At 54.7% G+C, this 25,426-nt stretch carries 23 protein-coding genes; 19 read left to right on the top strand and 4 right to left on the bottom strand.

Features of this window, described 5'->3' with window-relative positions; genetic code table 11:
- Window positions 1-21: 21 nt before the first annotated feature.
- Both dsbG and ACTH5D_RS04275 read right to left on the bottom strand, forming a co-directional pair.
- Complete coding sequence (gene dsbG, locus ACTH5D_RS04270) at window positions 22-771, bottom strand: thiol:disulfide interchange protein DsbG (RefSeq protein WP_441668734.1); 750 nt, start codon at window positions 769-771, stop codon at window positions 22-24.
- Window positions 772-818: 47 nt separating this feature from the next.
- The gene (locus ACTH5D_RS04275; protein ID WP_441668672.1) at window positions 819-2,585 is read right to left on the bottom strand and encodes a sugar phosphorylase; all 1,767 of its coding nucleotides are present in this window, start codon (window positions 2,583-2,585) and stop codon (window positions 819-821) included.
- Between the two features lie 133 nt (window positions 2,586-2,718).
- On the opposite strand from ACTH5D_RS04275, the gene nrdR reads away from it, so the two are divergent.
- The 10 genes from nrdR to ACTH5D_RS04325 all read left to right on the top strand — a co-directional run bounded on the left by nrdR (window position 2,719) and on the right by ACTH5D_RS04325 (window position 13,364).
- Window positions 2,719-3,210 carry a transcriptional regulator NrdR gene (nrdR, locus tag ACTH5D_RS04280; RefSeq protein ID WP_441668674.1) on the top strand — a complete coding sequence of 164 codons (492 nt, stop codon included), beginning with the start codon at window positions 2,719-2,721 and terminating at the stop codon, window positions 3,208-3,210.
- Window positions 3,207-4,373 carry a bifunctional diaminohydroxyphosphoribosylaminopyrimidine deaminase/5-amino-6-(5-phosphoribosylamino)uracil reductase RibD gene (ribD, locus tag ACTH5D_RS04285; RefSeq protein ID WP_441668676.1) on the top strand — a complete coding sequence of 389 codons (1,167 nt, stop codon included), beginning with the start codon at window positions 3,207-3,209 and terminating at the stop codon, window positions 4,371-4,373. Before nrdR ends, ribD begins: the two co-directional genes overlap by 4 nt.
- Before the next feature lie 56 nt (window positions 4,374-4,429).
- Entirely contained in the window at window positions 4,430-5,596 is a 1,167-nt protein-coding gene (gene ribBA / locus ACTH5D_RS04290) for a bifunctional 3,4-dihydroxy-2-butanone-4-phosphate synthase/GTP cyclohydrolase II (protein ID WP_441668678.1), read from the top strand.
- 4 nt (window positions 5,597-5,600) lie between these two features.
- A complete protein-coding gene (ribH, locus tag ACTH5D_RS04295; RefSeq protein ID WP_441668680.1) occupies window positions 5,601-6,089 on the top strand; it encodes a 6,7-dimethyl-8-ribityllumazine synthase in 489 nt (162 codons plus the stop codon).
- Window positions 6,086-6,580 carry a transcription antitermination factor NusB gene (nusB, locus tag ACTH5D_RS04300; protein ID WP_441668682.1) on the top strand — a complete coding sequence of 165 codons (495 nt, stop codon included), beginning with the start codon at window positions 6,086-6,088 and terminating at the stop codon, window positions 6,578-6,580. The genes ribH and nusB overlap by 4 nt, the downstream gene beginning before the upstream one ends.
- 36 nt (window positions 6,581-6,616) lie before the next feature.
- Window positions 6,617-7,615 (top strand): thiamine-phosphate kinase, encoded by a 999-nt coding sequence (thiL, locus tag ACTH5D_RS04305; RefSeq protein WP_427028406.1) that lies wholly within the window; start codon window positions 6,617-6,619, stop codon window positions 7,613-7,615.
- Window positions 7,612-8,085, top strand: coding sequence for a phosphatidylglycerophosphatase A family protein (locus ACTH5D_RS04310; RefSeq protein WP_441668684.1), 474 nt, complete (start codon window positions 7,612-7,614; stop codon window positions 8,083-8,085). The genes thiL and ACTH5D_RS04310 overlap by 4 nt, the downstream gene beginning before the upstream one ends.
- A 159-nt stretch (window positions 8,086-8,244) precedes the next feature.
- Window positions 8,245-9,498 carry a DUF945 family protein gene (locus ACTH5D_RS04315; protein ID WP_441668686.1) on the top strand — a complete coding sequence of 418 codons (1,254 nt, stop codon included), beginning with the start codon at window positions 8,245-8,247 and terminating at the stop codon, window positions 9,496-9,498.
- 140 nt (window positions 9,499-9,638) lie between these two features.
- Window positions 9,639-12,155, top strand: a complete 2,517-nt coding sequence (lon, locus tag ACTH5D_RS04320; protein WP_441668688.1) for an endopeptidase La — start codon at window positions 9,639-9,641, stop codon at window positions 12,153-12,155.
- A gap of 150 nt (window positions 12,156-12,305) precedes the next feature.
- Entirely contained in the window at window positions 12,306-13,364 is a 1,059-nt protein-coding gene (locus ACTH5D_RS04325; protein ID WP_441668690.1) for an oxidoreductase, read from the top strand.
- 51 nt (window positions 13,365-13,415) lie between these two features.
- On the opposite strand, the gene nudE is transcribed toward ACTH5D_RS04325, so the two are convergent.
- Complete coding sequence (gene nudE, locus ACTH5D_RS04330) at window positions 13,416-14,057, bottom strand: ADP compounds hydrolase NudE (protein WP_441668692.1); 642 nt, start codon at window positions 14,055-14,057, stop codon at window positions 13,416-13,418.
- 76 nt (window positions 14,058-14,133) lie between these two features.
- Between nudE and yrfG the strand changes: the two genes are divergently transcribed.
- From yrfG to ACTH5D_RS04355, 5 genes are all read left to right on the top strand, one after another.
- Window positions 14,134-14,802 carry a GMP/IMP nucleotidase gene (gene yrfG, locus ACTH5D_RS04335; protein WP_441668694.1) on the top strand — a complete coding sequence of 223 codons (669 nt, stop codon included), beginning with the start codon at window positions 14,134-14,136 and terminating at the stop codon, window positions 14,800-14,802.
- Window positions 14,803-14,819: 17 nt separating this feature from the next.
- Window positions 14,820-15,209: an RNA-binding S4 domain-containing protein gene (locus tag ACTH5D_RS04340; RefSeq protein WP_441668696.1), complete on the top strand. Its 390-nt coding sequence runs from the start codon at window positions 14,820-14,822 to the stop codon at window positions 15,207-15,209.
- A gap of 64 nt (window positions 15,210-15,273) precedes the next feature.
- Window positions 15,274-16,149, top strand: coding sequence for an Hsp33 family molecular chaperone HslO (gene hslO, locus ACTH5D_RS04345; protein WP_441668698.1), 876 nt, complete (start codon window positions 15,274-15,276; stop codon window positions 16,147-16,149).
- A 361-nt stretch (window positions 16,150-16,510) separates the two neighbouring features.
- On the top strand, window positions 16,511-18,067 hold the full coding sequence (locus ACTH5D_RS04350) for a phosphoenolpyruvate carboxykinase (protein WP_441668700.1): 1,557 nt from the start codon (window positions 16,511-16,513) through the stop codon (window positions 18,065-18,067).
- 114 nt (window positions 18,068-18,181) lie between these two features.
- Entirely contained in the window at window positions 18,182-19,381 is a 1,200-nt protein-coding gene (locus tag ACTH5D_RS04355) for an alpha-hydroxy acid oxidase (RefSeq protein ID WP_441668702.1), read from the top strand.
- Here ACTH5D_RS04355 and ACTH5D_RS04360 read toward each other — a convergent pair.
- Window positions 19,371-20,231, bottom strand: coding sequence for a LysR substrate-binding domain-containing protein (locus ACTH5D_RS04360; protein ID WP_441668704.1), 861 nt, complete (start codon window positions 20,229-20,231; stop codon window positions 19,371-19,373). The two genes, ACTH5D_RS04355 and ACTH5D_RS04360, sit on opposite strands and share 11 nt — an antisense overlap.
- A 121-nt stretch (window positions 20,232-20,352) precedes the next feature.
- Between ACTH5D_RS04360 and ACTH5D_RS04365 the strand changes: the two genes are divergently transcribed.
- From ACTH5D_RS04365 to ACTH5D_RS04380, 4 genes are all read left to right on the top strand, one after another.
- Window positions 20,353-20,583 carry a DUF1127 domain-containing protein gene (locus tag ACTH5D_RS04365; RefSeq protein ID WP_441668706.1) on the top strand — a complete coding sequence of 77 codons (231 nt, stop codon included), beginning with the start codon at window positions 20,353-20,355 and terminating at the stop codon, window positions 20,581-20,583.
- 181 nt (window positions 20,584-20,764) lie between these two features.
- Window positions 20,765-23,110 (top strand): Tex family protein, encoded by a 2,346-nt coding sequence (locus tag ACTH5D_RS04370; protein WP_441668736.1) that lies wholly within the window; start codon window positions 20,765-20,767, stop codon window positions 23,108-23,110.
- Between the two features lie 167 nt (window positions 23,111-23,277).
- Window positions 23,278-24,921 carry a glutamate--cysteine ligase gene (gshA, locus tag ACTH5D_RS04375; RefSeq protein WP_441668708.1) on the top strand — a complete coding sequence of 548 codons (1,644 nt, stop codon included), beginning with the start codon at window positions 23,278-23,280 and terminating at the stop codon, window positions 24,919-24,921.
- Window positions 24,918-25,421: a disulfide bond formation protein B gene (locus ACTH5D_RS04380; protein ID WP_441668710.1), complete on the top strand. Its 504-nt coding sequence runs from the start codon at window positions 24,918-24,920 to the stop codon at window positions 25,419-25,421. Before gshA ends, ACTH5D_RS04380 begins: the two co-directional genes overlap by 4 nt.
- The last annotated feature ends 5 nt before the right edge of the window (window positions 25,422-25,426 follow it).

A 25,426-nucleotide genomic window follows, 5' to 3' on the forward strand; every position in this document is an offset into this window, starting at 1 on the left:
CGCTCATCATGAGCGTGGCACTTAAGGCGTGTCGCTGCCCATCATGTCGACCAACTGTTCATCGTTAGGCAGGCCTTGAATACGATCGATGCGAACGGTGCCGTTTTCTGTTTCACGCTGAAAGGCACTGGTTGGCGTTGCGTATAATCCTAGCTCTTCAAACAGCTGATTATTGGCATATACCTGTTCTTCGATATCCCGTGGCTGGGCGCTTGCTTCAACGCTTTGCTGACCGCTTTCATGTGCCTTCAGCGTGGCAGCGGGATCGTCGGCACCTAAAATAGCGGCGGCTTTGCCCGGGCTGTCAGGGGCTAGAATGCCCACCATGATATGGCGCAACTGCACATCGCCGGCTTCTACCCAAGGGCGAGCGTTTTGCCAGAACTGGCGGCAGTAGGGGCAGTTGGCATCGGTGAAAACGTAAATTACGCGGGGGGCGTTAGTGTCACCGTCTTGAATCCAGTGGCTCTGTGCTAATAACTGCCAGGTTTGTGCTTCTAGCGGTGCTCGTACATATTCATCTAGCTGCGCATCAGTGAGGTCATTGCCTTCACTATCCATCAGCGTACCCACAATGACATGCTCCCCATCAGGGGTTAAGTAGGCGGCCATCTCCTGGCCCTGCCTCGTCACGCCATAGCCGCGTAAATCGCCGGGTGAATCAAACTGTCCATGGATTTCAAAGCCTTGGTCGGCGAGAGACTGTATCGGTGCAGGAAAGTCGTCGGCATAGCCGATAGCTGTGCTTCCAAGTCCTGCAAGTAATAACATGCCACTGATGATGGATTGGTAATGTAAGCGCACGTTTGGTTATATCCTTAGTTGTAGGCTATTAGCCAGCGTACCGCATAAGGAGAAAGAGCGCCCTCAACATTCCAGGAATTATCGGAATCAAGTGCTTGCCAGGTGTGCCTACCTAGCGACTGTATGACGGCCTCACCGCCATTTTCTAGCGCAAATGGCGTATCGGTCACGTTATACAGCGCTAGCAGGCGCCGGCCATCCGCAAGCGGGCCGCGTTCCACAGCGAGCAGCTCAGGCGCGGATGCCAAGGTTCGCTGTGCGGCATTGGGGTGAAAGCAGGGCTCATGGCGGCGTTGATCCAGCAGCCGACTTAAGGCGTGAAAAACATCGTGGGTGGGCGTGGAGGGGCTGTCTAGCAGTAGATCAAGTTCGCTACGCTGCCAGCGGCGTCGGTTAATCGAGCGCAGACGGCCGCTGCGTTCAACGCCTTCTACATCGTTGAGCGTGCCCGTTAGTGTGTGGATATAGAGTGCAGGGATTCCTTGTAAGCTCAGCATAATCGCTTGGCTGCATATAAACCGGGCTATCTGCCAAGGGTCAGGGCCACGGCGGGTGCCGCGCATGGCTTCGAACCAGGTAATATTAATCTCATAGGGCGTATCGCTGCTATCAGGATTGCTGCGCATGCTGACAAAGCCACCGAAACGATGCATGAGCTCCAGCAGTGCATCACGTTCATGATCAGGCAGTAGCCCTTCCAGCGGACGCACGCCAATGCCGTCGTGGCTAGCGGTAAAGTTCAGGTAAGTGCAGTGATCGGGGAGGATGGGTAAGCTAGTTAGCCATGTTTGCAGGGTATTGGTCTCGCCCCGGGTTAAGGTGTGTAGCAATAGCGGCGGCAGAGCAAATTGATACACCATGTGCGCCTCATCGGGCTCGCCTTTGGGGAGTCGTTCTAGCCCGAAATAGCTGATGTTCTCCTGATGAGGAACGTTGGTTTCGGTAATAAGTAGCGTGCCGGGGGCGACGTGATCCACTATGGCCCGTAGTAGGCGCACCACGGTATGCGTTTCTGGCAAGTGAATACACGAGGTACCCAGCCGCTTCCATAAGAAGGCCACCGCGTCCAAGCGCACAATCCGCGTGCCTTGCTCCAGGTAGAACAGCAAAATACCCACAAACTCTAGCAGCACATCCGGATTTTCAAAATTCAGGTCAAGCTGGTCTTCGGAAAATGTTGCCCAAAGATAGCGCGTGCCGCGACGGGTTGATATCGGCACTAGCAGAGGACTACTACGAGGGCGCACTACTTGAGAAACATCGGTACTGGGATCAACGTCGATAAAGTAGTCGCGGCCGGGCAGGCTACCGCTAAGATAATCTACGCACCACAGCGATTCTCGTGAGACGTGATTGAGCACTAAATCGGCCATCAAATCATAATGGCTGGCGAGCTCGCGAATATGTGACCAGTCGCCCAGATCGGTATTGACTTCCCGGTAGTGGATGACGGAGAAACCGTCGTCACTGCTCCACGGGAAAAAGGGCAGTACGTGCACTCCGCTGATACGCTCGCCTAACCTCGCTTGGAGAAAGTCGCTGAGCACGGCCAACGGAGGCAGGTCGTCCTCAATAATGGAGTCGCCATAGCTGATCACCCACTGATCTTTCTCGCTCCAAGACGGTGCGTCCTTAGGTTGAATGTTGATGCCCGTAGACGAAAATGGGGCAAGTGACAGGAAGTGCGTAATATGCTGGTTTAAACGACGCTGGACCTCGCAAGCTCTAGGGCCGTAAAGGTGGCTGAGGTAGCCGTGGACGGTCTGCTCAAAGGGGGGCATGACGGACTCCTGATAAACAATCTGCTACAAACGCTGCAGCTTGTGTGCCAAATCGCTACAATGCGAGGTAGATACCGCGTTTAAACGCTAACTCGTGGGCCCGCTGACACGAGCTGACAACAGGTTGACCGCCATGCATTGCCCTTTTTGTGGTGCAAACGATACTCGAGTGACTGATTCGCGGTTAGTAGCCGATGGCGACCAAGTACGCCGTCGGCGCCAGTGTGCGAGTTGCCAAGAGCGATTTACCACCTACGAAACTGCTGAACTTGTTATGCCGCGGGTAGTGAAATCCGATGGCTCACGAGAAAGCTTTAATGAGGCCAAGCTGCGCGCCGGTATACTGCGTGCGCTAGAGAAGCGTCCGGTCAGCGCAGAAGCCATTGAAGCGGCGGTGGAGCGCATTCGTCAAACCCTGCGCGCGCGAGGCGATCGCGAAGTCAACGCTCGCGATATCGGTGAGTCCGTCATGTTGGCGCTGAAAACGCTAGATCATGTGGCCTATATCCGGTTCGCCTCTGTATACCGTAAGTTTCAAGATTTGGACGAGTTTCGCGCCGAGATTGATCGATTGTCTCAAGAGCCATCTTTCAAGCCTGGCGACGGCAGCGAGCCGTTGAAATGAGTGCCGTCTTTAGTCAAGCCGACCACCGCCATATGGCGCGGGCGCTACAGCTGGCAAATAAAGGGCTTTACACCACCGAACCTAATCCGCGGGTTGGCTGCGTGATCGTTAAAGATGAACAGGTCGTTGGCGAAGGTTTTCATGTGCGTGCGGGGGAGCCCCACGCGGAAATCCACGCCTTAAACGCCGCAGGTGAGCTTGCCCAAGGCGCGACGGCATACGTGACGTTGGAGCCCTGTTCGCACACCGGCCGAACCGGGCCCTGCGCCCAGGCGCTAGTGATGGCCAACGTGGCCCGTGTCGTTGTTGCGATGGTCGACCCCAATCCTCAGGTCAGTGGCCAGGGGCTACAGCGCTTGGAAGCGGCAGGCATTGACGTCGCGATGGGTTTGTTAGAGAGCGAAGCGCGCGCGTTGAACCCTGGTTTTATTGCCCGAATGACAGCTCAGCGGCCCTTTGTGCGTCTGAAAATGGCGATGAGTTTAGATGGTCGTACAGCGATGGGGTCAGGAGAGTCGCAGTGGATTACCGGGCCAGAGGCGCGCTGCCAAGTGCAGCGACTGCGCGCGCGGTCTAGCGCGATATTGAGCGGCGTTGAGTCGATGATTATGGACGACCCGCGCCTTACACTTCGCGCTGAACAGCTCCAGCTCGATAATGCTGACGACGTGGTTCGTCGGCAGCCTCTGCGGGTTATTTTAGACACTCGGCTACGCTTGCCATTAGCCGCAGCCTGTTTGAACGAACCCGGGCGTACCCTGGTGATTACCACGCCAGAGCACTTGGTTGAAAAGCGCGAACGACTAATTCAGGCGGGCGCTGAGGTCCACGCATTGCCAGCCGGTAGCGACGGCCGTATCGACCTCGCTTTAATGCTGCAGTGGCTAGCTGAAAATGAACAGATTAATGAGCTGCTGGTAGAAACTGGTGCGACGCTCGCGGGGGCCATGCTTGATGCTGAACTGGTCGACGAGCTGCAGCTGTTCGTGGCGCCGACGTTGCTAGGAGGTGACGCGCGGCCACTGTTTGCGCTGCCCGGGCTTTCCTGCATGGCCGATCAGCGGCGCTTAACCATTCATGATATGCGGGCGGTGGGGCGCGACTGGCGCATTATCGCCTCCCCTCAGCCGACTAGCGCCAGTGACGATACCAAGGTACCCTGACGCGCGAAATCGCAGCAAACGCGAGCATCTTTCGCGACAACATTTTTGGAGATACCATGGCGCACTCCTCCTCTAGGGGGCTATCCCCTATCGCTGAGCTGGTGGACGATATCCGCCAAGGCAAAATGGTGATTCTCATGGACGATGAGGATCGCGAAAACGAAGGTGATATCATTATGGCCGCCGAAAAGGTGCAGGCCGAGCATATCAACTTCATGGCCCGTTTTGCCTGTGGTCTTATCTGTATGCCAATGACGCGAGCCCGCTGCGAGCAACTTAATTTGCCGCTAATGGTGCGCGATAACGGCTCTGGTTTTGGCACCAAGTTTACGCTTTCGATTGAAGCGACTGAAGGCGTCACTACCGGCATTTCCGCTGCCGATCGTGCACGTACTGTACAGGCCGCCGTGGCTGTGCACGCCAAACCGTCCGATATTGTTCAGCCGGGGCATATTTTCCCGCTGATGGCTGAGCCGGGGGGCGTGCTGCGTCGCGCAGGGCACACAGAATCCGCCTGTGACTTAGCGGCGCTGGCGGGGTTTGACCCCAGCGGCGTTATCTGTGAAATCATGAATGATGACGGCAGTATGGCGCGCCGCCCAGAGCTTGAGGCGTTTGCTGAGAAACACGATATTAAAATCGGTACGATTGCAGACTTGATTCATTATCGTATCGTCAATGAGCAGACCGTCGATCATATTGAAGCGTCTTCTGTGACGACTTCTCACGGTGAGCTTGAACTGCATGTGTTCCGTGATCGCATTCAGGGCGCTCATCATTTGGCGCTAGTGAATGGCCAGCCTACCGCCGACGAGGTCACCACGGTTCGTGTGCATCTGACCGATACGTTACGTGATGTCATGGGGCTGATGAAAGGAGAGCAGTGTCGCTGGGATGCGCACGGCGCACTGGAAGAAATTGCCGGCTCAGCACCCGGCGTATTTGTGTTGATCGATGACGGAAGGCCGCATCAGGATTTAAAGGATCAGTTGGATATTTTCCTTGATCGCGTTCGCCAGCCGCGTACCAGCGACTCCGATGGCGCCGGCAACTATTTAACTATCGGCACAGGCTCGCAAATACTGCGCTATTTAGGCGTGGGTAAAATGCGATTACTTAGTTCACCGTGGAAGTTTTCCGCGCTTTCCGGCTTTGATCTCGAAGTCGTTGAGCGTCTTGGCCCTAATGACACGGCGTATGAGCCAACTTTTCAGCAGGAATAAATTGATGCACTCCCTCTCTCAAGTTGAAGGTACTTTTGTTGATGTCGATGGCCGTTACGTCATCGTGGTCGGCCGTTTTAACCACCATATCGTCGATAGCTTAGTAGAAGGTGCTATCGATAGCTTGACGCGTCATGGCGTTGACGCTGAGCATATCCACATTGTTCACGTGCCGGGCGCTTGGGAACTGCCGCTGGCGGTTAAGCGCGTGCTGACAGTGATGAAGCCTGATGCGGTGATTGCTCTAGGGGCGGTGATTCGCGGCGGAACCCCACACTTTGAATACGTAGCCGGCGGCTGCAACACGGCGATTAACCACCTGCAGCTTGAATTTGACACCCCGATTGCCAACGGCGTGCTAACCGTTGAAAGCATCGAGCAAGCGATTGAACGCGCGGGCACGAAAGCGGGCAATAAAGGTACCGAGGCGGCGATGGCGGCAATGGAAATGGTGTCTTTACTACGGGCGCTTTCGCCAGGAGATGCTAAATGAGCGAGCGCAAACCGTCTGCCGCTCAGCAGAGTCGCCACGCCGCGCGTGAGTTAACCGTGCAAGGGCTTTATCAGTGGCACATGACGGGTAAATCCATCACCACCATTGAAGCCGAGTTTCGAAGCCAGATTGCCGATGATGACTTGGAAGATCACGAAAACTGGGTGAAAGTGATGGAAATCGCCGACAAGGCGCTGTTCCATGAGCTGCTTCACAACACGGTGCGTTTTAAAGCAGAGTTGGACCGTGAGATTTCGCCGCTGTTAGATCGCCGCTTGGAAGATCTGGATGCGGTAGAGCTTGCGATTTTAAGGCTGGGAGCTTACGAGCTATCCCGACGTATGGAAGTGCCTTATCGTGTCGTGATTAATGAAGGCGTTGAGCTGGCTAAGTCATTTGGCGCCACCGATGGCCATAAATACGTGAACGGTATTCTCGATAAGCTGGCGATTCGCTTGCGCAGTGCCGAAGTCAGCGCTCGTCGTCTCTGAACGCGAGCGGTTTGACAATGCGTTTAAGGGGCCTTTGTGCTTGCCGAATTTGATTTGATCCGACGCTACTTCATGTCGTCGCAGGAGGCGGCTACGTCCAATGGCGTCACACTTGGATGTGGAGACGACGCCACGCTACTGGTACCGACCGCGGGCCAGCACCTGGCCGTGAGCGTTGATACCTCTGTCGTAAATGTTCACTTTCCCCGCGAAGCCCCAGCGTTTGCGGTGGGTCACCGTGCGCTGGCTGTGGCGCTTAGCGATTTGGCGGCCATGGGCGCTGTTTCTCGTTGGTGTTTGATGGCGTTAACCTTCGACCAGCATCAATTTGCCGATGACGACGCGGCTCACGCCTGGCTGGCTGACTACGCCCGTGGTTTTCATGCCCTCAGCCAGCAGCACGCTACAACGCTGGCGGGGGGCGATGTCACCTCCGGCGAGCTGGCCATCGGCGTTACTGTCATGGGCGAAGTGCCGGTAGGCGAAGCGCTGACCCGCAGCGGTGCTCAGCCTGGCGACCTGATTGCCGTTACCGGTGCATTAGGCGGCGGGGCAGGTGGGCTAGCGCTCTGGAATAAGGGTGAGCGTGACTTGGCGCACCCGTTGTTGCGCCGCTACCTGCTGCCTGAACCGCGTTTGGCGGCGGGCGTGGCACTGCGTGGGTTAGCCACCGCGGCGATGGATATTTCTGACGGCTTAATGGCCGACCTAGCGCATCTTCGCGAAGCCTCACAGGTAGGTGCTGAAATCTCTCTGGAGGCGTTGCCGTTAGCGGAAGGCTTGGAAGGCATGCTGGGCCGGGAGGCGGCCTTGAAGGCAGCGCTTTCCGGTGGCGATGATTATGAACTGCTAGTCACGTTACGCGCTGACGATATAGCCAAGGCCCAACAGCGTCTGGCGTCATTAGGTTTAACGCTAACGGTGATTGGTCACTGTTGCGAGACGCTAGGCGTTAGTGCCTCTGACCAGAGTGATCTGAGTGGTTATGTCAGTGGCTATGCCGGTTGGCAGCATTTTAGTGGGGAAGCGCCATGAATCGTGCACCGAAAAGTGTCTGGCGCCGCCCAACGCATTTTTTTGCCTTTGGCTTAGGCAGCGGCACAGTGCCTTGGGCACCCGGTACGTTTGGCACCCTAGCTGCGATTCCTTTTTATTGGATGATGGCGGATTTACCACTAGGGTGGTATTTAAGTATCTGCTTTGTCGCTTTTATTGTGGGCGTTTGGCTATGCGATAAGACATCACATGATTTAGGTGTGCATGACCATTCAGGCATTGTGTGGGATGAATTTGTCGGCTATTGGTTAACCATGGCAGCGGTGCCTTTTTCGTGGGAGGCTGCGCTATGGGGATTTGTGGTGTTCCGCATCTTTGATGTGTTCAAGCCTTGGCCAATTCGCTGGGCAGACCGCCGCGTCGCCGGTGGTTTTGGCATTATGATCGATGACGTCATGGCCGGAGTTTACGCCTGGAGTACGATGCACCTTTGGTTCTGGCTGCACTAAGCAAGATGCTTCGTCAGCGGTTAGTCGCGAGGTGAGCAGGGCGTCGCCAGTAGAACCAATGCGGTAGATCGGTTTTTCGGTGCATTGGCTTCAACTGTTGGCTTCAGCTGTTGGCTTCAACTACGTTTGCGTCGAGTGCGTTGGTTTCAAGGAGAGAGTATGCGCAAGGAACGTTTGATTGTCCCCACGCTGGCGGTGATCGCCGTGGCATGGGTGGCAGCGCAGCTTCTTTCAAGCATTCTTTTTGAACGCAGCCTGCATCAAGCCTTAGAGGATTTAGAAGCGCGAGGCGAGTGGCGTGTTAGCCGCACTGAGAGCCGCCAAGGCTGGCTAAGCTCCCATGGTAGGCTTATTCTCTCACCGCTTTTAGGCCGCCCTTGGCGGCTTGAGCTTAACTATAACGCCCGCCACGGTATTTTAAGTACCGATGTTGAAGGTTCCCTTTTACCCCGCTTAGATACCGTGCTGCAGCAGGCCGTGGGTGAAGTAACCGCGCCTTCTGTACCGCGCTGGCAAGGTCGCTATCATACCTTGAGCGGCCACAGCGAGCTGCGCCTCGCACTGGCTCCCTTCGTCATTCAGCAAAATGGCCGCGAGCTCTCCGTTCGCGGCGCTCGGCTGCGCCTGGAAGGCGTGTTTGGCGACTGGCGTTTGCGTGTAATGTTAGATCAGCTTACGTTGACCGATGGCATGTCTCAACTGGCGGTTGGGCCCACCGTTCTTGAGAGTCGCTATACCTACACCGACGGTGCCTACCACTTTTCGCAGCGCGATCATTTAAATATTGAAACGCTGCAGTTGAGCTATCCCGCGTTTGTGATGCAGCTTTCGCCCTTGGATTTGCGTAGCCATATGATATTGGATGAAGGCGAACTGCGTATTAAAGGTGAGCTAGAGGTGGGCGACGTACTCGTGCCTTCAGAGGCGCCTGATACGCCACTAATGAATGGCCGCATCGAGATGGAGCTTTCTCGTTTGAACGCCGACGCAGTGCGCCATGGCATTCGTCGTTTACGCCAGGAAGCCGCTTGGGGAGACTCAAGCCTACCGATGGCAGAGGGTTTGTTAGCCCGCCTTGAGCCAGATTTGCGCAACATGCTCAGTGACTCGCCGCGCCTGGATGTCATGACCGTCGCCATAGATAGCCCCTTATTGGGTATTCGTCTAGACGCGGACGGCGCGCTCTTTTTCGATGCCCGCAAGTTAGATGAGCTAAGTGTCGTCGATTTGGATAAAGACAAAGAGCAGGCTAAGTGGCTTGAGCGCATTGATGGCGATTTCACTTGGTATGAAGCCCCCACCGTAGCCGCGCTATGGCTAGGGCTACCGCTAGGCACCCGTGAACTGCAGTTTGACGTTATACGCGGCGTATGGCGGGTTAACGGTCGCCCAATGCCCGAATTTTGGCCGTAATCATTGGTGAGTGTTTAGCTTACCGCATGATTTAAGCACTCGGTTGTAGGTGATAAGGGTTGAAGTTTCGGCTATGTGCCCGCATTCCATTGGCAACGTTAGGCGGTTCTCACCGCCGATATCGGTTCATTGGAGGACGCATGAGCGACCAAGATTACGACCGCGATGATGAGCACCTTGACTGGCAAGTAGACGACGAGTCATCTTCAACCACTAATAATGCCTCCCGTTCTCACAAGAATCCTGACGAGCGCTCTCAAAAAGCAAATGAAGAGCAGGGCAGCCAAGACTATCGCTCAGACGGTGAACGGGTAAACTCTCTAGTGCCTGCCAGTGAAATGCTGCCAGAGCGCATCTACCTCCTTCCTATCCATAATCGTCCTTTTTTCCCGGCCCAGGTTCAGCCTTTAGTGGTTAACCGTGAGCGCTGGGAAGAGACCATGCGCCGTGTAGGCAATACGCCTCATCATATGATTGGCGTTGCGTTTGTCGGTGAGCAGGGCGTTAGCTCCATCGACCATGAAGGCTTTCCCGAAATTGGCACCGCCGTCAAAGTCCATAAGCTAAAGAGTGAAGATGAGCAGATTCAGTTTATTGCTCAGGGTCTGCAGCGCTTTAAAATTACTCGCTGGCTCTCCAAAGAGCCGCCGTATTTGGTTGAAGTCACTTATCCAAAAGAGCCGGTTGACGCGGAGAATGAAGAAACCCGCGCCTACGCAATGGCGATTATCAACGGGATTAAAGAGCTGCTGCCTATAAACCCGCTGTATGGCGAAGAGCTTAAGCATTACCTCAACCGCTTTAGCCCCCATCAGCCAGGCCCGTTAACCGATTTTGCCGCGGCTATTACCTCCGCTAAAGGCCCAGAGCTGCAAGATGTCCTGGCCACCCTTTCGGTGGAAGAGCGGATGCAGAAAGTGCTGCCGCTGTTACGTAAAGAGATTGATGTGGCGCTGCTCCAAGGCGAAATCAGCGAGCAGGTAAACGCCCAGATGCAGGATCGGCAGCGCGAATTCTTCCTGCGCGAGCAGCTTAAAGTGATCCAGCGCGAGCTAGGTATTTCCAAAGATGATCGTGAAAACGATGTGGATACTTTCAGGGCGCGTCTGGATGCGCTAGTGGTGCCTGAACGCGTTCAAACCCGAATTGATGATGAGCTTACCAAGCTTAGCGTCCTGGAAACCGGGTCGCCAGAGTATGGCACCACGCGTAATTATCTCGACTGGCTAACTTCGCTGCCTTGGGGCGTGACCAGCCAAGATCAGTTGGATCTTCCGCATGCCCGTCAAGTGCTGAACCGGGATCACGACGGTCTCAACGACGTTAAAGAACGCATTATCGAATTCCTGGCCGAAGGTACTTTCAAGGGCGATGTTGGCGGTTCGATTGTACTGCTAGTCGGCCCGCCAGGAGTGGGTAAAACCTCGATCGGGCGATCTATCGCTGAGGCGCTAGGCCGTCAGTTTTACCGATTTTCGGTCGGCGGGATGCGCGATGAGGCGGAAATCAAAGGCCATCGACGCACCTATGTAGGCGCTATGCCCGGCAAACTCGTGCAGGCCTTTAAAGAAGTAGAGGTCGAAAACCCCGTCATCATGCTGGACGAAATTGACAAGCTGGGGCAGTCCTTCCAGGGGGACCCTGCTTCGGCGCTGCTGGAAGTACTTGATCCCGAGCAAAACGTCGATTTCCTCGACCATTATCTTGATGTGCGCATGGATCTTTCTAAAGTGTTGTTTGTTTGCACAGCTAACACCTTGGATTCGATCCCCGGGCCATTGCTTGATCGCATGGAGCAAATTCGCCTTTCTGGCTATATCGCGAAAGAAAAACTGGCGATTGCAAAGAATCATCTGTGGCCGAAATTGCTTAAGCGCGACAATTTACCTAAAAAGCGCATTAACTTGACCGATGCGGCTTTAAAACAGGTTATTGAAGGCTATGCCCGTGAAGCCGGGGTAAGGCAGCTGGAAAAACAGCTCCACCGTATTGTGCGCAAATCAGCCGTGAAACTGCTGGAAGATGATATTGAAACGGTCAAGATTTCGGTTAAGAACTTAGAAGAGTTTCTGGGTGCGCCGATCTTCCGTAAGGAAAAAGTGTTAACCGGTGAAGGCGTTGTAACCGGGCTTGCGTGGACATCCATGGGCGGCGCAACGCTACCGATTGAGGCAGGCAAAGTGCACTCCTTGGATCGCGGTTTCAAACTCACCGGAAAGTTGGGAGAGGTGATGCAGGAGTCGGCGAATATCGCCTACAGCTATACGCTTGGTCACCTGCAAGAATACGGTGCCGATGCCGATTTCTTTGACTCAGCGTTTGTGCATATGCATGTGCCGGAAGGGGCGACGCCAAAAGATGGTCCTTCAGCAGGCGTTACGATGACGACGGCGCTAATGTCTCTTGCCAAGCACCACGCCATTGATAGGCCGCTGGCAATGACCGGTGAGCTGACGTTAACCGGTCAGGTGCTGCCGGTTGGAGGTATTCGCGAGAAAGTGATTGCCGCCCGGCGTAGCGATATATTCGAGCTAATTCTTCCCGACGCTAATCGGCGTGATTACGAAGAATTGCCGGACTATCTGAAAGAGGGCGTGACGGTGCACTTCGCCAAGCGCTATCGCGACGTCGCTGATGTCGTATTTGGCCGTGGCTAAGATTAAGCTAAGTTTAAACTACGCTTAGAGATTAAAGCGCTGCCAATAGCCGGGCCTGCTTCTTACGAGGCTACTGTACTCGTATTGATAGAACAGCATTGATAGAACAAGCCGGGTAAAAAATCGCACTAATACACGTGAAGGAATGCAATGAAGGCGACCATTAACGTTGGACTGGTTGGCTTCGGTTTCGCTAGCCAAACCTTCCATGCACCGCTGATCCAGGCCACAGACGGCCTGGATTTGGTGGCTGTATCATCCAGTGACGCTGCCAAGGTGCGTGGGGCATTACCTAACGCCGAGGTGGAGAGTCAGGCGCTCGCGCTATGTCAGCGTAGCGATATTGATCTTATCGTGATCCCTACGCCCAACGATACGCACTTTTCACTGGCTAAAGCAGCGCTTTTTGCGGGTAAGCACGTGGTGGTCGATAAGCCGTTCACGGTCACGGTGTCGGAGGGTAAGCTGCTCAAAAAACTAGCCGATGATAAGGGGCTGCTACTCTCGGTGTTCCACAACCGCCGCTGGGACAGCGATTTTCTAACCGTAAAAGCGTTGCTAGAAGCGGGTACCTTAGGACGCGTTGTCAGCGTCGAATCACGCTTTGATCGCTTCCGCCCACAGGTGATTGATCGCTGGCGTGAGCAGGCCGCGCCTGGAGGCGGTATTTGGTACGACCTGGGGCCGCATCTGCTAGACCAGGCCTGTGAGCTGTTTGGCATGCCGCACGCCATTTTGCTGGAAGTAAGCGCTCGGCGTGATGGAGCAAAGGCTGATGATGACTTTCTTGCCGTGCTGGATTATGAAAGCTTTCGCGTTACCCTGGCGGCGAGCACGTTAGCGGCCGATCCTACGCCACGCTTTCGAATTCACGGCACCGATGGCAGCTATGTCAAGTATGGTTTAGATCCGCAGGAGGAGCGTTTGAAAGCCGGTGAGGTGCCCGGAGCACACTGGGGGAATGATGCTCAGCACGGTACGCTAACGTTACGCGAAGGGAAGGGCGAAAGTACGCCGCTAGTACAGCGTGAGCATGCCACCGTGCCCGGTGATTATCTTGCCTATTACCAAGGCATCGCTGAAGCTATTCGCGAGCAGGCGCCGCCGCCGGTTAGCGTAGACGACGCACTGCGTTCAATGACGTTGCTAGAAGCAGGGCTAGACAGCCACCGTCAACGGCGCTGGATTTCTTTGAAGCATCACCTCTGAAGTCAAAGCAGCGTTGGACAAGCGTCAACGCTGCTTTCTATTCATTGCTGGTCAGAGTAAATCAGTGGCGTTGTGACGCTTTTCTTCCCGCATCCTATCCCTGGCGATATAAAGAGCGGCAATGGTGCGCCCTTCATGGAAGTCATCGCGCATTAAAAGCGTAGGCAGCTCTTCTAAGGCATGCGTTTCTACAACCAATGGTTCGGGTTCATCCCCCGGCAGCCGCTTGGGATAAAGGTCGGTGGCGAGCAGTACCTGCATGCGATGGCGCATATAGTTAGGGGCCAACGAAAGCTCGACCAGCGGTTCAATGCAGTGCGCACCAAAGCCACACTCTTCCATCAGCTCACGGTTGGCCGCGGTGATGATGTCTTCACCGGGGTCGACCAGGCCTTTCGGTAGCGTCAGAACGTAATCCTCAAATCCCGCTGCGTATTCTCGGATTAGCAATACGTGATCAGGATCTGGCATTGCCACAATCATCACCGCCCCGCGATCAGCGCCGGTTAAACGCTCGAACTGACGCTCTTCGCCGTTAGAAAAACGCAGTGCTAATGACTCCACTTGAAATAAGCGACTTTGCGCCACACATTCACGGGATAAAATTTGCGGTTTGCGCAGGTAATCAGTACTGCAGCGGGTGTCGGGATCATGAGAGGCTGTGGGGGAGTTGGGTATAAAGGAGTCGGACATAAAGCGTGCCTCCATGGCTGGTAAAAGGCGGTTAAGCTACAATAGCACGCTTACTCCTTACGCGACCGGAGCGACAATGATTGATTGGCGCGAGATAGACACCGTCCTTCTCGATATGGACGGTACGCTGCTAGATTTACATTTCGATAGCCATTTTTGGCTTGAGCATTTACCGCGGCGCTACCGTGAGTTGCACCAGTTAGATGACGCCTCTCAAGAGGCGCTAAAGGCCCGCATTATTGGTGAGCAGGGTACTTTGAACTGGTACAGCTTGGCGTACTGGAGCCGCGAGCTAGGGGTAGACATTGTTGCCCTAAAGCGCGAAGTACAGCACTTGATTGGCCTACGCAGCGACGCGCTGGATTTTCTTAAATGGTTAAAGCAGACGCATCCTCGCGTCATCCTGGCCACTAATGCCGATCGTGCGAGCCTTGCCTTGAAGCTCCCGCTGACTGGTTTGGAAAGCTACCTTGATGCAATTGTTTCTTCTGAAGACGTGGGCGCTGCCAAAGAAGAGCAGGCGTTTTGGTTCGCGCTACAGGAAATCGAAGCCTTTGACCCTGCCCGTACGCTATTTATCGATGATAACGCCAGCGTATTAGAGAGTGCCCGTGAGTTTGGCATTAAGCATTTATTGGGAATTAAACAGCCGGATAGTCAGCGGCCTGAAAAAGAGCTGCAGGAATTTATTGCTCTGGATCGATTTGCCCAACTGCTGCCTGAACAGCTGCCGATGTCGTCGTAACGACAAGGAGAGCATGCATGAGTGAAAGCGTACGCTTAGATAAATGGCTGTGGGCTGCGCGTTTTTTTAAAACCCGTGCGCTTGCCAAAAAAGCGATCGAAGGCGGCAAAGTGCATTACGATGGCGCCCGCGTTAAGACCAGTAAAAATGTCGAAGTTGGAGCCAATATTCGAGTGCCGCAAGGGTGGGAAGTTCTTGAGGTAGACGTGATATCGCTTTCGAGCCAGCGCCGCGGTGCGCCGGAAGCACGCATGCTCTATGCAGAGACCGACGACAGCATACAGCGCCGTGCACGGGAAGCCGAGGCTCGGCGGCTCACCAATGAAGCGATGCAGCATCCGCTCAAGCGTCCCGATAAAAAGCAGCGTCGCGATATCCAGCGCTTCCAGCGTCACCAGGGAGAATAATGCCCACGCTTTTAGTCACCACCGTTAAACATCAGCTGCACTTTAAACAGTAGGTAGTTAAATCATGTCCGATCAAATTCAACGCTTTATATTCGATCAAACCAATGTGCGTGGTGAAATTGTCACCCTGGATTCCGCCTATCACGAAGTGTTGGAGCGCCACGCCTACCCGCCCGCAGTTAATCAACTGCTGGGTGAGCTGCTTGCGGCAGTGGCGCTGCTTACTGATACGATTAAACTGGATGGCACGCTGAGTATTGAAGTGCGCGGGCGAGGCGTGCTGGCATTATTAATGGCAGAGTCCAACCCCGGCGGTGAGCTGCGCGCGATTGCCCGTATCGCAGAAGACGCCGTGCTGCCGAGTGAGCATGCAAGCTTTCGCGAACTAGTGGGCGAAGGCCAAATTGTGATCACACTCGATCCTCGTGAAGGCAATCGTTATCAAGGTATTGTGGCGTTAGACCAAGATACGCTGAGCGGCTGCCTGGAGGACTATTTCAGCCAGTCAGAGCAGTTGCCGACTCGCCTATGGCTGGTCGCGAATGAGGAGCGCGCCGGTGGTTTACTGTTGCAGCGCCTGCCGGAAGCGTCACAAAACCAAGATGTCGATGCCTGGAGTCGCAGCGTGCAGCTGGCTGATACTATCAAAACACAAGAGCTGCTGGGGCTTGAGCAGCGTGAAGTGCTGTATCGTCTTTATCATGAGGAAACAGTGCGCGTCTTCGATCCGAAAGATTTACGCTTTGGCTGCACGTGCTCTCGCGAGCGAATGACGTCCGCGCTGTACTCGTTAGGCCAAGACGAGCTGCGCGATATTCTTCAAGAGCAGGGCGCAATCGACACGCAATGCCACTTTTGTCACACGAAATATCACTACACGGCAGCGGATATTGAAACTTTGTTGGATGACCCTGAGGCGCCATCACCGACAATTCACTGATTGTGTAGTCAGAGGCAGCTGTCAGCAGATCTGGCTGCCGTCGCGGGAGGGCCAATGGATTCAATGAATTCGGCGCTTCTGGCAAACAGCTGTTTGATTACTTACTGCACTGCAACACAAAATGTAGTATCCATGTAGTAGTTTAACTACACGATCTTTGATCTTCGCCCCCGTTTCCTGGGGGCTTTCTTTTTGCCATAATGCGCCCGACTTCAGCGCGCCCAACCGGTTTTTCCATGGTTGGGATGAACTTTAAGGCGATGGTAATGAAGATGCTTGCATGTTAGACGCGTCACGTCTTGGTAAGCAGCTCCTTTCGCCCGGTAAACGAGACACAACGGCCTTAAGGCCAGGAATCGACATGACCACGACTCAAGCTGCTCCCCAAGCCCACGTCAACCTCAGCAGCGCCGAACTGATCGAGCGCGCAGTGGCACGTGGCGAAGGCCGCCTGTCGGCCAACGGTGCTCTGGTAGTAAATACGGGCCTGCGTACTGGTCGTTCACCGAAAGATCGTTTCATCGTCGATGAGCCCTCTACGCGCAGTCAAATCGATTGGGGCGGTGTCAATCTGCCTTTCGATGCCGACAAATTCAGTGCCTTATGGAACCGGGTTGATGAGTATCTAGTTGGTCAAGAACATTTCGTGACTGAACTGCACGTCGGCAGTGATTCCACTCACTACTTGCCGGTTCGCGTCACCACCCAAACCGCTTGGCAAAATCTGTTTGGCCGTACCATGTTTGTGCGTCCTCAGGCCTACAACCAAGCCGCTAAAGATGAATGGACAATCCTTAATGCCGCAGGCTTTGAGTGTGACCCTTCGCGTGACGGCACTAACTCTGATGGTTGTGTGATCCTCAACTTTGCTGAGAAGAAAGTGCTAATCGCCGGCATGCGTTACGCCGGTGAAATGAAAAAAGCCATGTTCTCCGTGCAAAACTTCCTGCTCCCGGCTGCCGATGTGCTGCCCATGCACTGCTCGGCTAACGTTGGTGAAGATGGCGAAACGTGCCTGTTCTTCGGCCTCTCTGGCACCGGTAAAACTACGCTTTCCGCTGACCAGGCACGCTTTTTGATTGGCGATGACGAGCATGCTTGGGGCGACGGCATTGTCTTCAATATGGAAGGCGGCTGCTACGCCAAGTGCATCGATCTTTCTGAAAAGAACGAGCCGGTTATCTGGAATGCCATCAAGTTTGGCACCGTGCTTGAAAACGTTGTGCTGGATGATCGTCGCGAGCCCAATTACGCTGATGACAGCCTGACTCAGAACTCCCGTGCCGCCTATCCGCTAGAGCACGTTGAAAAGCGCGTACCGGAAAACCTCGCGGGCGAGCCGAATGCTATTGTGTTTCTGACTTGCGATATGTCTGGCGTGCTGCCGCCGGTGTCCGTGCTGTCTAAGGAAGCGGCGGCTTATCACTTTCTGTCAGGCTACACTGCCAAAGTGGGCTCAACCGAAATGGGCTCGTCTGAAGGTTTGGCCGCGACGTTCTCGACCTGCTTCGGCGCGCCGTTCTTCCCGCGGCCTGCGCGTGAATACGCAGACCTTTTGATCAAGCGTGTCGACAAAAAAGACGCTCAGGTCTACTTGGTCAATACTGGCTGGACCGGCGGCGCTTACGGTGAAGGCGGCTCACGCTTCTCCATCCCGACGACTCGGGCCATCATCAGTGCGATTCAGTCAGGCGTGCTGCGCGACATTGAAACCAAGCATATTGATGGCCTTAATTTACAGGTGCCTGTTTCCGTGCCGGGCGTTGATTCAAGCCTGCTTGATCCGCGTGAAACCTGGCAAGATCGTGACGCCTACGACCGTCACCTGAAAGATCTAGCCACCAAATTTGTCGATAACTTCAAGAAGTTTGAAGGTGTTAGTGAAGCGATCACCAAGGCGGGGCCTCAGCTAGACTAAGACGTCGTTGAACTAAGTGTATAAAATGGGGGAGTGTCTGGGCACTGCCCCATTTTTTTATGGCGCTTTTGACTATCAGCGCGGTATGAGGTTGAAAAAGCTAAGGAGCCGAAAGTGAATTTCTGGACTCAAAAAAAGCTCTTAAGCATCCATAATCTGCACGACGTTGAGCGGCTGGCACGTCGGAAGCTGCCTCGGCCAATTTTTGGCTATATTGACCATGTCGCAGAGGATGGACGAACCCAGCGAGCCAATCTCAGCGCTTTTGATGATTACCGGTTTTTGCCCAAAGCGTTTGTTAACGTCTCGCAGATTGATCTGCATAAAGAGCTATTTGGCAAACGCTATGCCGTCCCTTTTGGTATCGCTCCCATGGGCATCAGTGCGCTGTCGGCTTACCAGGGAGATTTAGTGCTGGCACGGGCAGCGGCTCAGCGCAACCTGCCGATGATCATGAGTGGGTCATCACTGGTACCCATGGAGGACGTGGCGAAAGTCGCAGGTGCTGATTGGTTTCAGGCCTACCTGCCGGGCACGCCAGAAGGTATCGAGGCGCTGCTTGCGCGCATCCAGCGGGCGGGGTTTAAAAAGTTAGTCGTCACCCTCGATTACCCGGTGCCCCCCAACCCTGATAACCTTCGTCGCGCTGGCTTTTCCTCACCTCTGGAGCCTAGTCTGCGCCTAGCGTTCGATGGTTTGATGCGGCCAGGCTGGCTAATCAATACCTTTCTGCGCACGCTGTACAAGCACGGCATGCCGCATTTTGAGAACAATCATGCTGAGCGGGGAGCGCCGGCCATCTCACGTCAGGCGGCGCGGGACTTCTCTGGCCGCCGCCATTTTGATTGGGGCTATCTCGATTTGGTCCGGCGCTTATGGCCCGATACGTTGATTGTCAAAGGCATTCTCAACCCAGAAGATGCGGTGCGTGCTCAGCGGGCAGGCGTCGATGGCATTATTCTCTCCAACCATGGTGCACGCCAGTTGGACTGCACCATTTCACCGCTTCAGGTGCTGCCCGAGATTAAGCGTCGCGTCAGCGATATACCGATTATGATCGACAGCGGCTTCCGGCGTGGCACCGATGTCATCAAGGCATTAGCGCTGGGTGCCGATTTTGTCTTCGTGGGCCGCCCCTTCAATTACGCTGCCGCCTGCGCAGGGCAAGCAGGCGTTGAGCATATCGCCGGTCTCTTGCAGCGTGAAATAGAACGCAACATGGCGCTGCTAGGGCTGACCAGCCTTGCACAGCTTGACTGCTCCTGCCTATACAAGCCCACCAAGAGTGAGGCGCACCAAACCGTTACAACCTAAACCCCTCAACAATATGTTCAGCCAGACTGTCGATAATCGGTGACTGGGTTGAGGAGGTCTGCAACAAAACGATGGAGGCTTCCGGCAGGGTGGGAAAGCCCTCCTTTTCGCCTAATATCTGCATATCGGGTGTGACTAAGCTGCTCATCCATGCTGATACGGCCAGTCCAGCACTTACCACGGCTTGAAGTGTGGCTAAGCTTGGGCTGCTGTAAGCGACGCGATAACCCTTTCCAGTGCGGTCTAGGGCATTGCACGCATGGCGTCGACAGAAGCAGGGCGCCTCAAACATGGCGAGTGGCAGTGGCGAAAGTAAGTGAGTACTGTGGCTAGCGGCGGATACCCAGACGGTTGATTCACGCCGCAAAATAGTGCCAATCTCATCACCCACCTCACGGGTCACAATGCTCAAATCGAGCCGATTATCTGGTTGCTGTAACAGCACTGATGAAGGTGCGCAGTGCACATCGACATCAATCATCGGCCAGGCCTGCGAAAAAGACTTCAAAATGCCGGGTAGAAATCGCATCACGTAATCGTCCGGCACGCCCAAACGCACGCGGCCTACCATATCCGGTTGGCGCAGTACGTTAAGCGCCTCACTATGCAAATCAAGAATACGCCGTGCATAGCCAAGTAGCGTATGCCCCTCGCTAGTTAACTGCAGCGGTTTGCTCTGGCGTAGAAACAGCGGACGCTGAATAACATCTTCTTCAAGCCGCTTAATTTGCATACTCACAGCCGATTGTGTGCGATTCACCGTCTGCGCTGCACGGGTGAAGCCGCCTTGATCAACAATCGCAACAAAGGTGCGCAAAAGCTCATGATCGATGGTGGGTAGCATAGCCATAGTCATCAATCCTATTGATGCTGAACATAAGAAACATTCGTTGGATTGATTTTATGCCCTGCTCGATACTTCCTTCAACACTTATTAACGCCGTCGTATCTGGCGGCGAAGGGAGGTTGAAATGGGGCGCACGCTACACTACTCGCAGAGCCAACAGTGCCAGTCGCTTGAGACACGGCAACCGAGAGTCACTTGGCGGGAAAGACTTTATCGCTGGCGTCAACTGCGTCGCGAGCGTTATGCACTGCGCCATTTAAGCGACGACATGTTGAAAGATATTGGCATCAGCCGCGACGCCGTTCAGCGTGAGTCGCGCCGCCCGTTTTGGGATGACCGAGGCTGGCGTCGCTAGCAGGCTATCCTAAGGCTAGGCTTTGGAGGCATGGTTTTAGGAGCATGGTTTTAGGGGCATGGTTTTAAGAGCATAGTTTTAGAAGCATCGCTTTAGGAGCATGTTCAAGATCATGCCAGCCATGGTGGGTTTGTGATACCTTGTTGGCACTTAAAAATGCTGCATGAGTTAGTTGCAATTTATGGATGTCAATCAGCGTATTATTTCCCGCCTAGCCACTGAGCTTGGCGTACGACCCGAGCAAGTATCCGCCACGGTGGAGCTACTGGATGGCGGTGCCACTGTGCCGTTTATCGCCCGTTACCGTAAAGAAGTCACCGGCGCGCTGGACGATATCCAGCTGCGCCAGTTAGATGAACGCCTGCGTTACCTGCGCGAACTGGAAGAGCGCCGCGCCGCAGTGCTAGCCGCCATTGATGAGCAGGGCAAGCTGGACGGCTCTCTGAAAGCTAGCATTGATGCCGCAGAAACCAAGCAGCGGCTGGAAGATCTGTACCTGCCCTTTAAGAAAAAGCGTCGTACCAAAGCACAAATTGCTCGCGAAGCAGGGCTTGAGCCATTGGCGGATGCACTGCTGGCTGATCCTACGCTAAGTCCTGAAAGCGAAGCCGCTCATTATTTACGCCCGGCGGAAGGCGATATTCCCGCCATCGAAGATGCCAAAGCTGCGCTAGATGGTGCCAAGCAGATTTTAATGGAGCGCTTTGCTGAAGACCCTGAGCTGATTGGCCAATTACGCGAACGGCTGTGGCAAGAGGGTGAGCTTAGTGCGCGCGTGCTTGAGGGCAAGCAGCAGGAGGGCGCTAAGTTCTCCGACTACTTTGAACACGACGAGAAGCTGGCCAAAGCGCCTTCGCACCGTGCGTTGGCAATGTTCCGCGCGCGCAACGAAGGTATCTTAAGCCTGTCGATTCGTTTGCCTGGTGAAGACGATGCCCCGGTTCATCCTGCCCAGGTGACGATTGCCAAGCAGTTCGGCATTAGTGATCAAGGCCGTGCGGCGGATAAGTGGCTCGCTGAAGTTGTTCGTTGGACTTGGCGCGTAAAGCTTTATACCGCACTGGAAACAGAGCTGCTGGGCCGCCTACGCGAAGCCGCTGAATTAACGGCTATCGAGGTGTTTGCAGCCAACCTGAAAGACCTGCTGCTAGCGGCACCGGCGGGCCAGAAAATTACGCTCGCGATTGATCCAGGCCAGCGGACGGGCTGTAAAATTGCGGTGATTGATGCCACCGGCCAGTTTGTTGACCAGGCGACTATTTACCCTCACGCGCCGCAGAACCGCTGGGATGAATCGTTAGGCGTGCTAACCAAGCTTATTAAACAATATGGCGTTGAACTGATTGCTGTAGGGAACGGCACCGCGAGCCGTGAAACCGATAAGCTGGCAGGCGAGCTGGTCAAGGCGCTGGCGCCCGCGCATCGGTTAAGTAAAGTGATGGTCTCAGAAGCCGGCGCCTCGGTGTATTCTGCCTCTGAATACGCCTCTCGTGAACTACCTGATTTAGACGTCACTATCCGTGGCGCGGTGTCCATTGGCCGTCGCCTGCAGGACCCGCTCGCCGAGCTGGTCAAAATCGAGCCCAAGTCGATCGGGGTGGGGCAATATCAGCACGATGTTTCTCAGGTACAGCTCTCGCGTAGCCTGGAAGTCGTGATCGAGGACTGCGTTAACGCGGTCGGTGTCGATCTCAATACCGCTTCCAGCGCGCTCCTGTCACGGGTTGCTGGGTTGAGTGCGGCGCTGGCTGAAAATATTGTTGCCCAGCGCAATGTAAAAGGCGCTTTTAAAAGTCGTGAAGAGTTATTAGAGGTGAGCCGCTTAGGCGCAAAAACTTTTGAGCAGTGCGCCGGCTTTCTACGTATTCATAATGCGACTAACCCGTTGGATGCTAGTGCCGTTCATCCTGAGGCCTATTCTTTGGTGGAGCGTATCGCTAAGCAGGATGGTCGTGAGGTGAAAGGCTTGATTGGCGATAGTGCGGCGCTAAAAGCGTTCAAACCTGCCGACTTTGCCGATGAGCGTTTTGGTGTACCTACGGTCAGCGATATTCTTAAAGAGCTGGATAAACCCGGCCGCGACCCGCGCCCTGAGTTCAAAGCCGCCGAGTTTCGTGAGGGGGTTGAAACACTGAAAGATGTCAAGCTCGCCATGGTGCTTGAAGGTACCGTGACCAACGTCACGCACTTTGGTGCGTTTGTTGATATTGGCGTCCATCAGGATGGCCTGGTGCACATCTCGGCGTTATCAGACCGGTTTGTCGACGATCCGCGCAGCGTTGTAAAGGCAGGGGATATCGTGACGGTTAAAGTAATGAGCGTTGATATTGCGCGTAAGCGAGTAGGGCTTTCCATGCGCTTGGATGATCAGCCTGAGGCTGAAAACGGTGTCAACAACGGCACTGACCCGCATAACGCACAGCGAAAGCCTGCGCGGGGGCAGCGTAGTGCTTCGAAGCCCTCTGAGCAGGCGGCACCTATGGGTGCGCTTGGCGCCGCTTTGTTAAAAGCGCGTGGCGAAAAATAGTCATAGGCGGCGGTAACGTATCGCGCGCCTTGAAAAACTATGCCTTGAAAAAAACATGGTTGCCGCCATATCCTGCCTTTTACTGCGCTAAGCAGAGATGCTGACGATGTCATCTGATTTCACCAAGGCCCGCCGTCGGCGGGCTTTACTGACAAGGAGTGTTCACCTTGACTGAACCACTCACTGTGCCATCCGCGCTGACTGCGCAAGTTGAACGCCTGCTTCCCAGTGCGCGCCTTGGCCGGTTGGGCCGCCTGCGTCGTGGGCTTGAAAAAGAAGGGTTGCGAGTTGACGCCAATGGCCATATTGCGCAAACCCCGCATCCGCACGCGCTGGGATCTAAGTTAACCCACCCTCATATCACCACCGACTACTCCGAGTCGCTGCTTGAGTACATTACGCCGGTTTACTCACAGCCGGGTGAGGCGCTGTGCTTTTTATCTGATCTGCATACATTTACCTATCATCACTTAGAAAATGAGTGGATTTGGCCTGGTAGCATGCCGTCTAGGCTGTCTGGCAACGACAGTGTGCCGATTGCCGACTACGGCAGCTCCAATGTTGGCACCATGAAGCATGTTTACCGCAAAGGGTTAGACATGCGCTATGGGCGCATCATGCAGGCGATTGCGGGCGTTCATTACAACGTGTCGTTGCCGGATGATATGTGGCACGCCCTGCGTGAAATGGAAAAAGCCACCAATATCCCTTTCAACGATTATCGCTCTACACGCTATTTCGGCATGATTCGTCATTTCCGCCGCCATAGCTGGCTGCTGCTTTATCTGTTTGGTGCCTCACCGGCTATCGATAAGAGCTTTTTGCCTGACGACAAAAAAGTGCCTGAAAAGCTGCAGTCGCTCAGTGACGACACCTACTTCGCGCCTTATGCGACGACGCTACGCATGTCGGATCTAGGCTATCAAAACAAGGTACAGTCGCAGCTTAAAATCTGTTTTAACTCGCTGTCGAATTACGTCAATACGCTGCGTCACGCGATCTCATCGCCATGGCCTGACTATGAAACCATGGGTGTTAACGTAGATGGTGAGTGGCGCCAGTTAAACGCTAACATTTTACAAATCGAGAACGAATATTACAGCGATATTCGTCCCAAGCGTGTCGCTAAGCACAACGAAACGCCAAGTCAGGCGCTGGAAGCCCGCGGCGTGGAATACATCGAAGTGCGCTGCTTAGATCTCAATCCCTTCGATCCGCTTGGCGTGAATGAAGTCCAAATGCGCTTTGTGGACACGTTCTTGATGTGGTGCCTGCTCAGCGACAGCCCGTGGATTTCCGACGAGGAATGTGACCGCTTAGACGACAATCGTCGTTGGGTCGTCGAGCGCGGTCGCGATCCTGAACTTAAGCTATTTAATCATGGTAAGCCCACTTCGGTGAGCGAGTGGGGCGAACAGATCTTTGCGGAAATGGACGAAGTGGCCCGCCTGCTTGACGGTGTAGAAGAAGGCGCACCTCACGCAGAGGCATTAGCGAGCCTTGCGCCAAGGCTGAGCGACCCCTCACTAACGCCTTCTGCTCAGGTGCTTGAACGGCTGAAGGAAAACGGCGGCTCGTTAAGTGATTTGATGCTGAGTCTGGCTCAAGAGCAGGCGGAGCAGCTCAAGGCTGCGCCGATGCAGCGCTGTCGTGAGGCGTTATTAGCCCAGCTAATTGAAACGTCGCACCAGCAGCAGCATGATATTGAAGCCGCTGACCAAGAAACTTTCTCTGAGTTTCTTCAGGTTTACTTTACTAAAGCACGCGAATCCCGTGCTTTATCGGCGCTACCTTCTGAGGCTCATCAATGATCCTGCACTCTTTTCGTTCAATAGCCCTGGCCGGTTTAGCTTTCTGCGTATTGATGATGGCGGTCGCTCTTGGCCTTGAGCATATCGGCGGTTATGAACCCTGCCCGCTGTGTATTTTTCAGCGCGTAGCGGTAATTGCGGCTGGTATCGTGTTCGCCATTGCCGCCATACATAACCCTGCAGGCCGCGTCGGCAAAGTCATTTACGGGCTTCTGTCGCTGGCAGCCGTCGGAGCCGGTGTCTTTGTCGCCGGGCGCCACGTGTGGCTACAGTCGCTGCCTGCCGACGAGGTTCCTTCATGCGGGCCTGGGCTTGAGTACATGATGGATATACTGCCCATGCGTGACGTCGTGTCAATGGTGCTAAATAGCTCGGGTGAGTGTGCCAATATCGATTTCTCGTTGCTAGGGCTTTCACTACCTGCCTGGACGTTAATCGGCTTTGCCATTTTGGCGATCGCCGGGCTGCGCATGCTAGTGCTAGCCGTGCGTCAACGTTAAGGCTG

The organism is Halomonas sp., from assembly GCF_052095695.1.
Lineage (GTDB): Bacteria > Pseudomonadota > Gammaproteobacteria > Pseudomonadales > Halomonadaceae > Vreelandella.

Excerpts from the sequence above, each read along its gene's own strand:
- dsbG (WP_441668734.1), bottom strand. The coding sequence starts at position 771 with ATGTTATTACTTGCAGGACTTGGAAGCACAGCTATCGGCTATGCCGAC.
- ACTH5D_RS04275 (WP_441668672.1), bottom strand. The coding sequence starts at position 2,585 with ATGCCCCCCTTTGAGCAGACCGTCCACGGCTACCTCAGCCACCTTTAC.
- nrdR (WP_441668674.1), top strand. The coding sequence starts at position 2,719 with ATGCATTGCCCTTTTTGTGGTGCAAACGATACTCGAGTGACTGATTCG.
- ribD (WP_441668676.1), top strand. The coding sequence starts at position 3,207 with ATGAGTGCCGTCTTTAGTCAAGCCGACCACCGCCATATGGCGCGGGCG.
- ribBA (WP_441668678.1), top strand. The coding sequence starts at position 4,430 with ATGGCGCACTCCTCCTCTAGGGGGCTATCCCCTATCGCTGAGCTGGTG.
- ribH (WP_441668680.1), top strand. The coding sequence starts at position 5,601 with ATGCACTCCCTCTCTCAAGTTGAAGGTACTTTTGTTGATGTCGATGGC.
- nusB (WP_441668682.1), top strand. The coding sequence starts at position 6,086 with ATGAGCGAGCGCAAACCGTCTGCCGCTCAGCAGAGTCGCCACGCCGCG.
- ACTH5D_RS04310 (WP_441668684.1), top strand. The coding sequence starts at position 7,612 with ATGAATCGTGCACCGAAAAGTGTCTGGCGCCGCCCAACGCATTTTTTT.
- ACTH5D_RS04315 (WP_441668686.1), top strand. The coding sequence starts at position 8,245 with ATGCGCAAGGAACGTTTGATTGTCCCCACGCTGGCGGTGATCGCCGTG.
- lon (WP_441668688.1), top strand. The coding sequence starts at position 9,639 with ATGAGCGACCAAGATTACGACCGCGATGATGAGCACCTTGACTGGCAA.
- ACTH5D_RS04325 (WP_441668690.1), top strand. The coding sequence starts at position 12,306 with ATGAAGGCGACCATTAACGTTGGACTGGTTGGCTTCGGTTTCGCTAGC.
- nudE (WP_441668692.1), bottom strand. The coding sequence starts at position 14,057 with ATGTCCGACTCCTTTATACCCAACTCCCCCACAGCCTCTCATGATCCC.
- yrfG (WP_441668694.1), top strand. The coding sequence starts at position 14,134 with ATGATTGATTGGCGCGAGATAGACACCGTCCTTCTCGATATGGACGGT.
- ACTH5D_RS04340 (WP_441668696.1), top strand. The coding sequence starts at position 14,820 with ATGAGTGAAAGCGTACGCTTAGATAAATGGCTGTGGGCTGCGCGTTTT.
- hslO (WP_441668698.1), top strand. The coding sequence starts at position 15,274 with ATGTCCGATCAAATTCAACGCTTTATATTCGATCAAACCAATGTGCGT.
- ACTH5D_RS04350 (WP_441668700.1), top strand. The coding sequence starts at position 16,511 with ATGACCACGACTCAAGCTGCTCCCCAAGCCCACGTCAACCTCAGCAGC.
- ACTH5D_RS04360 (WP_441668704.1), bottom strand. The coding sequence starts at position 20,231 with ATGGCTATGCTACCCACCATCGATCATGAGCTTTTGCGCACCTTTGTT.
- ACTH5D_RS04365 (WP_441668706.1), top strand. The coding sequence starts at position 20,353 with ATGGGGCGCACGCTACACTACTCGCAGAGCCAACAGTGCCAGTCGCTT.
- ACTH5D_RS04370 (WP_441668736.1), top strand. The coding sequence starts at position 20,765 with ATGGATGTCAATCAGCGTATTATTTCCCGCCTAGCCACTGAGCTTGGC.
- ACTH5D_RS04380 (WP_441668710.1), top strand. The coding sequence starts at position 24,918 with ATGATCCTGCACTCTTTTCGTTCAATAGCCCTGGCCGGTTTAGCTTTC.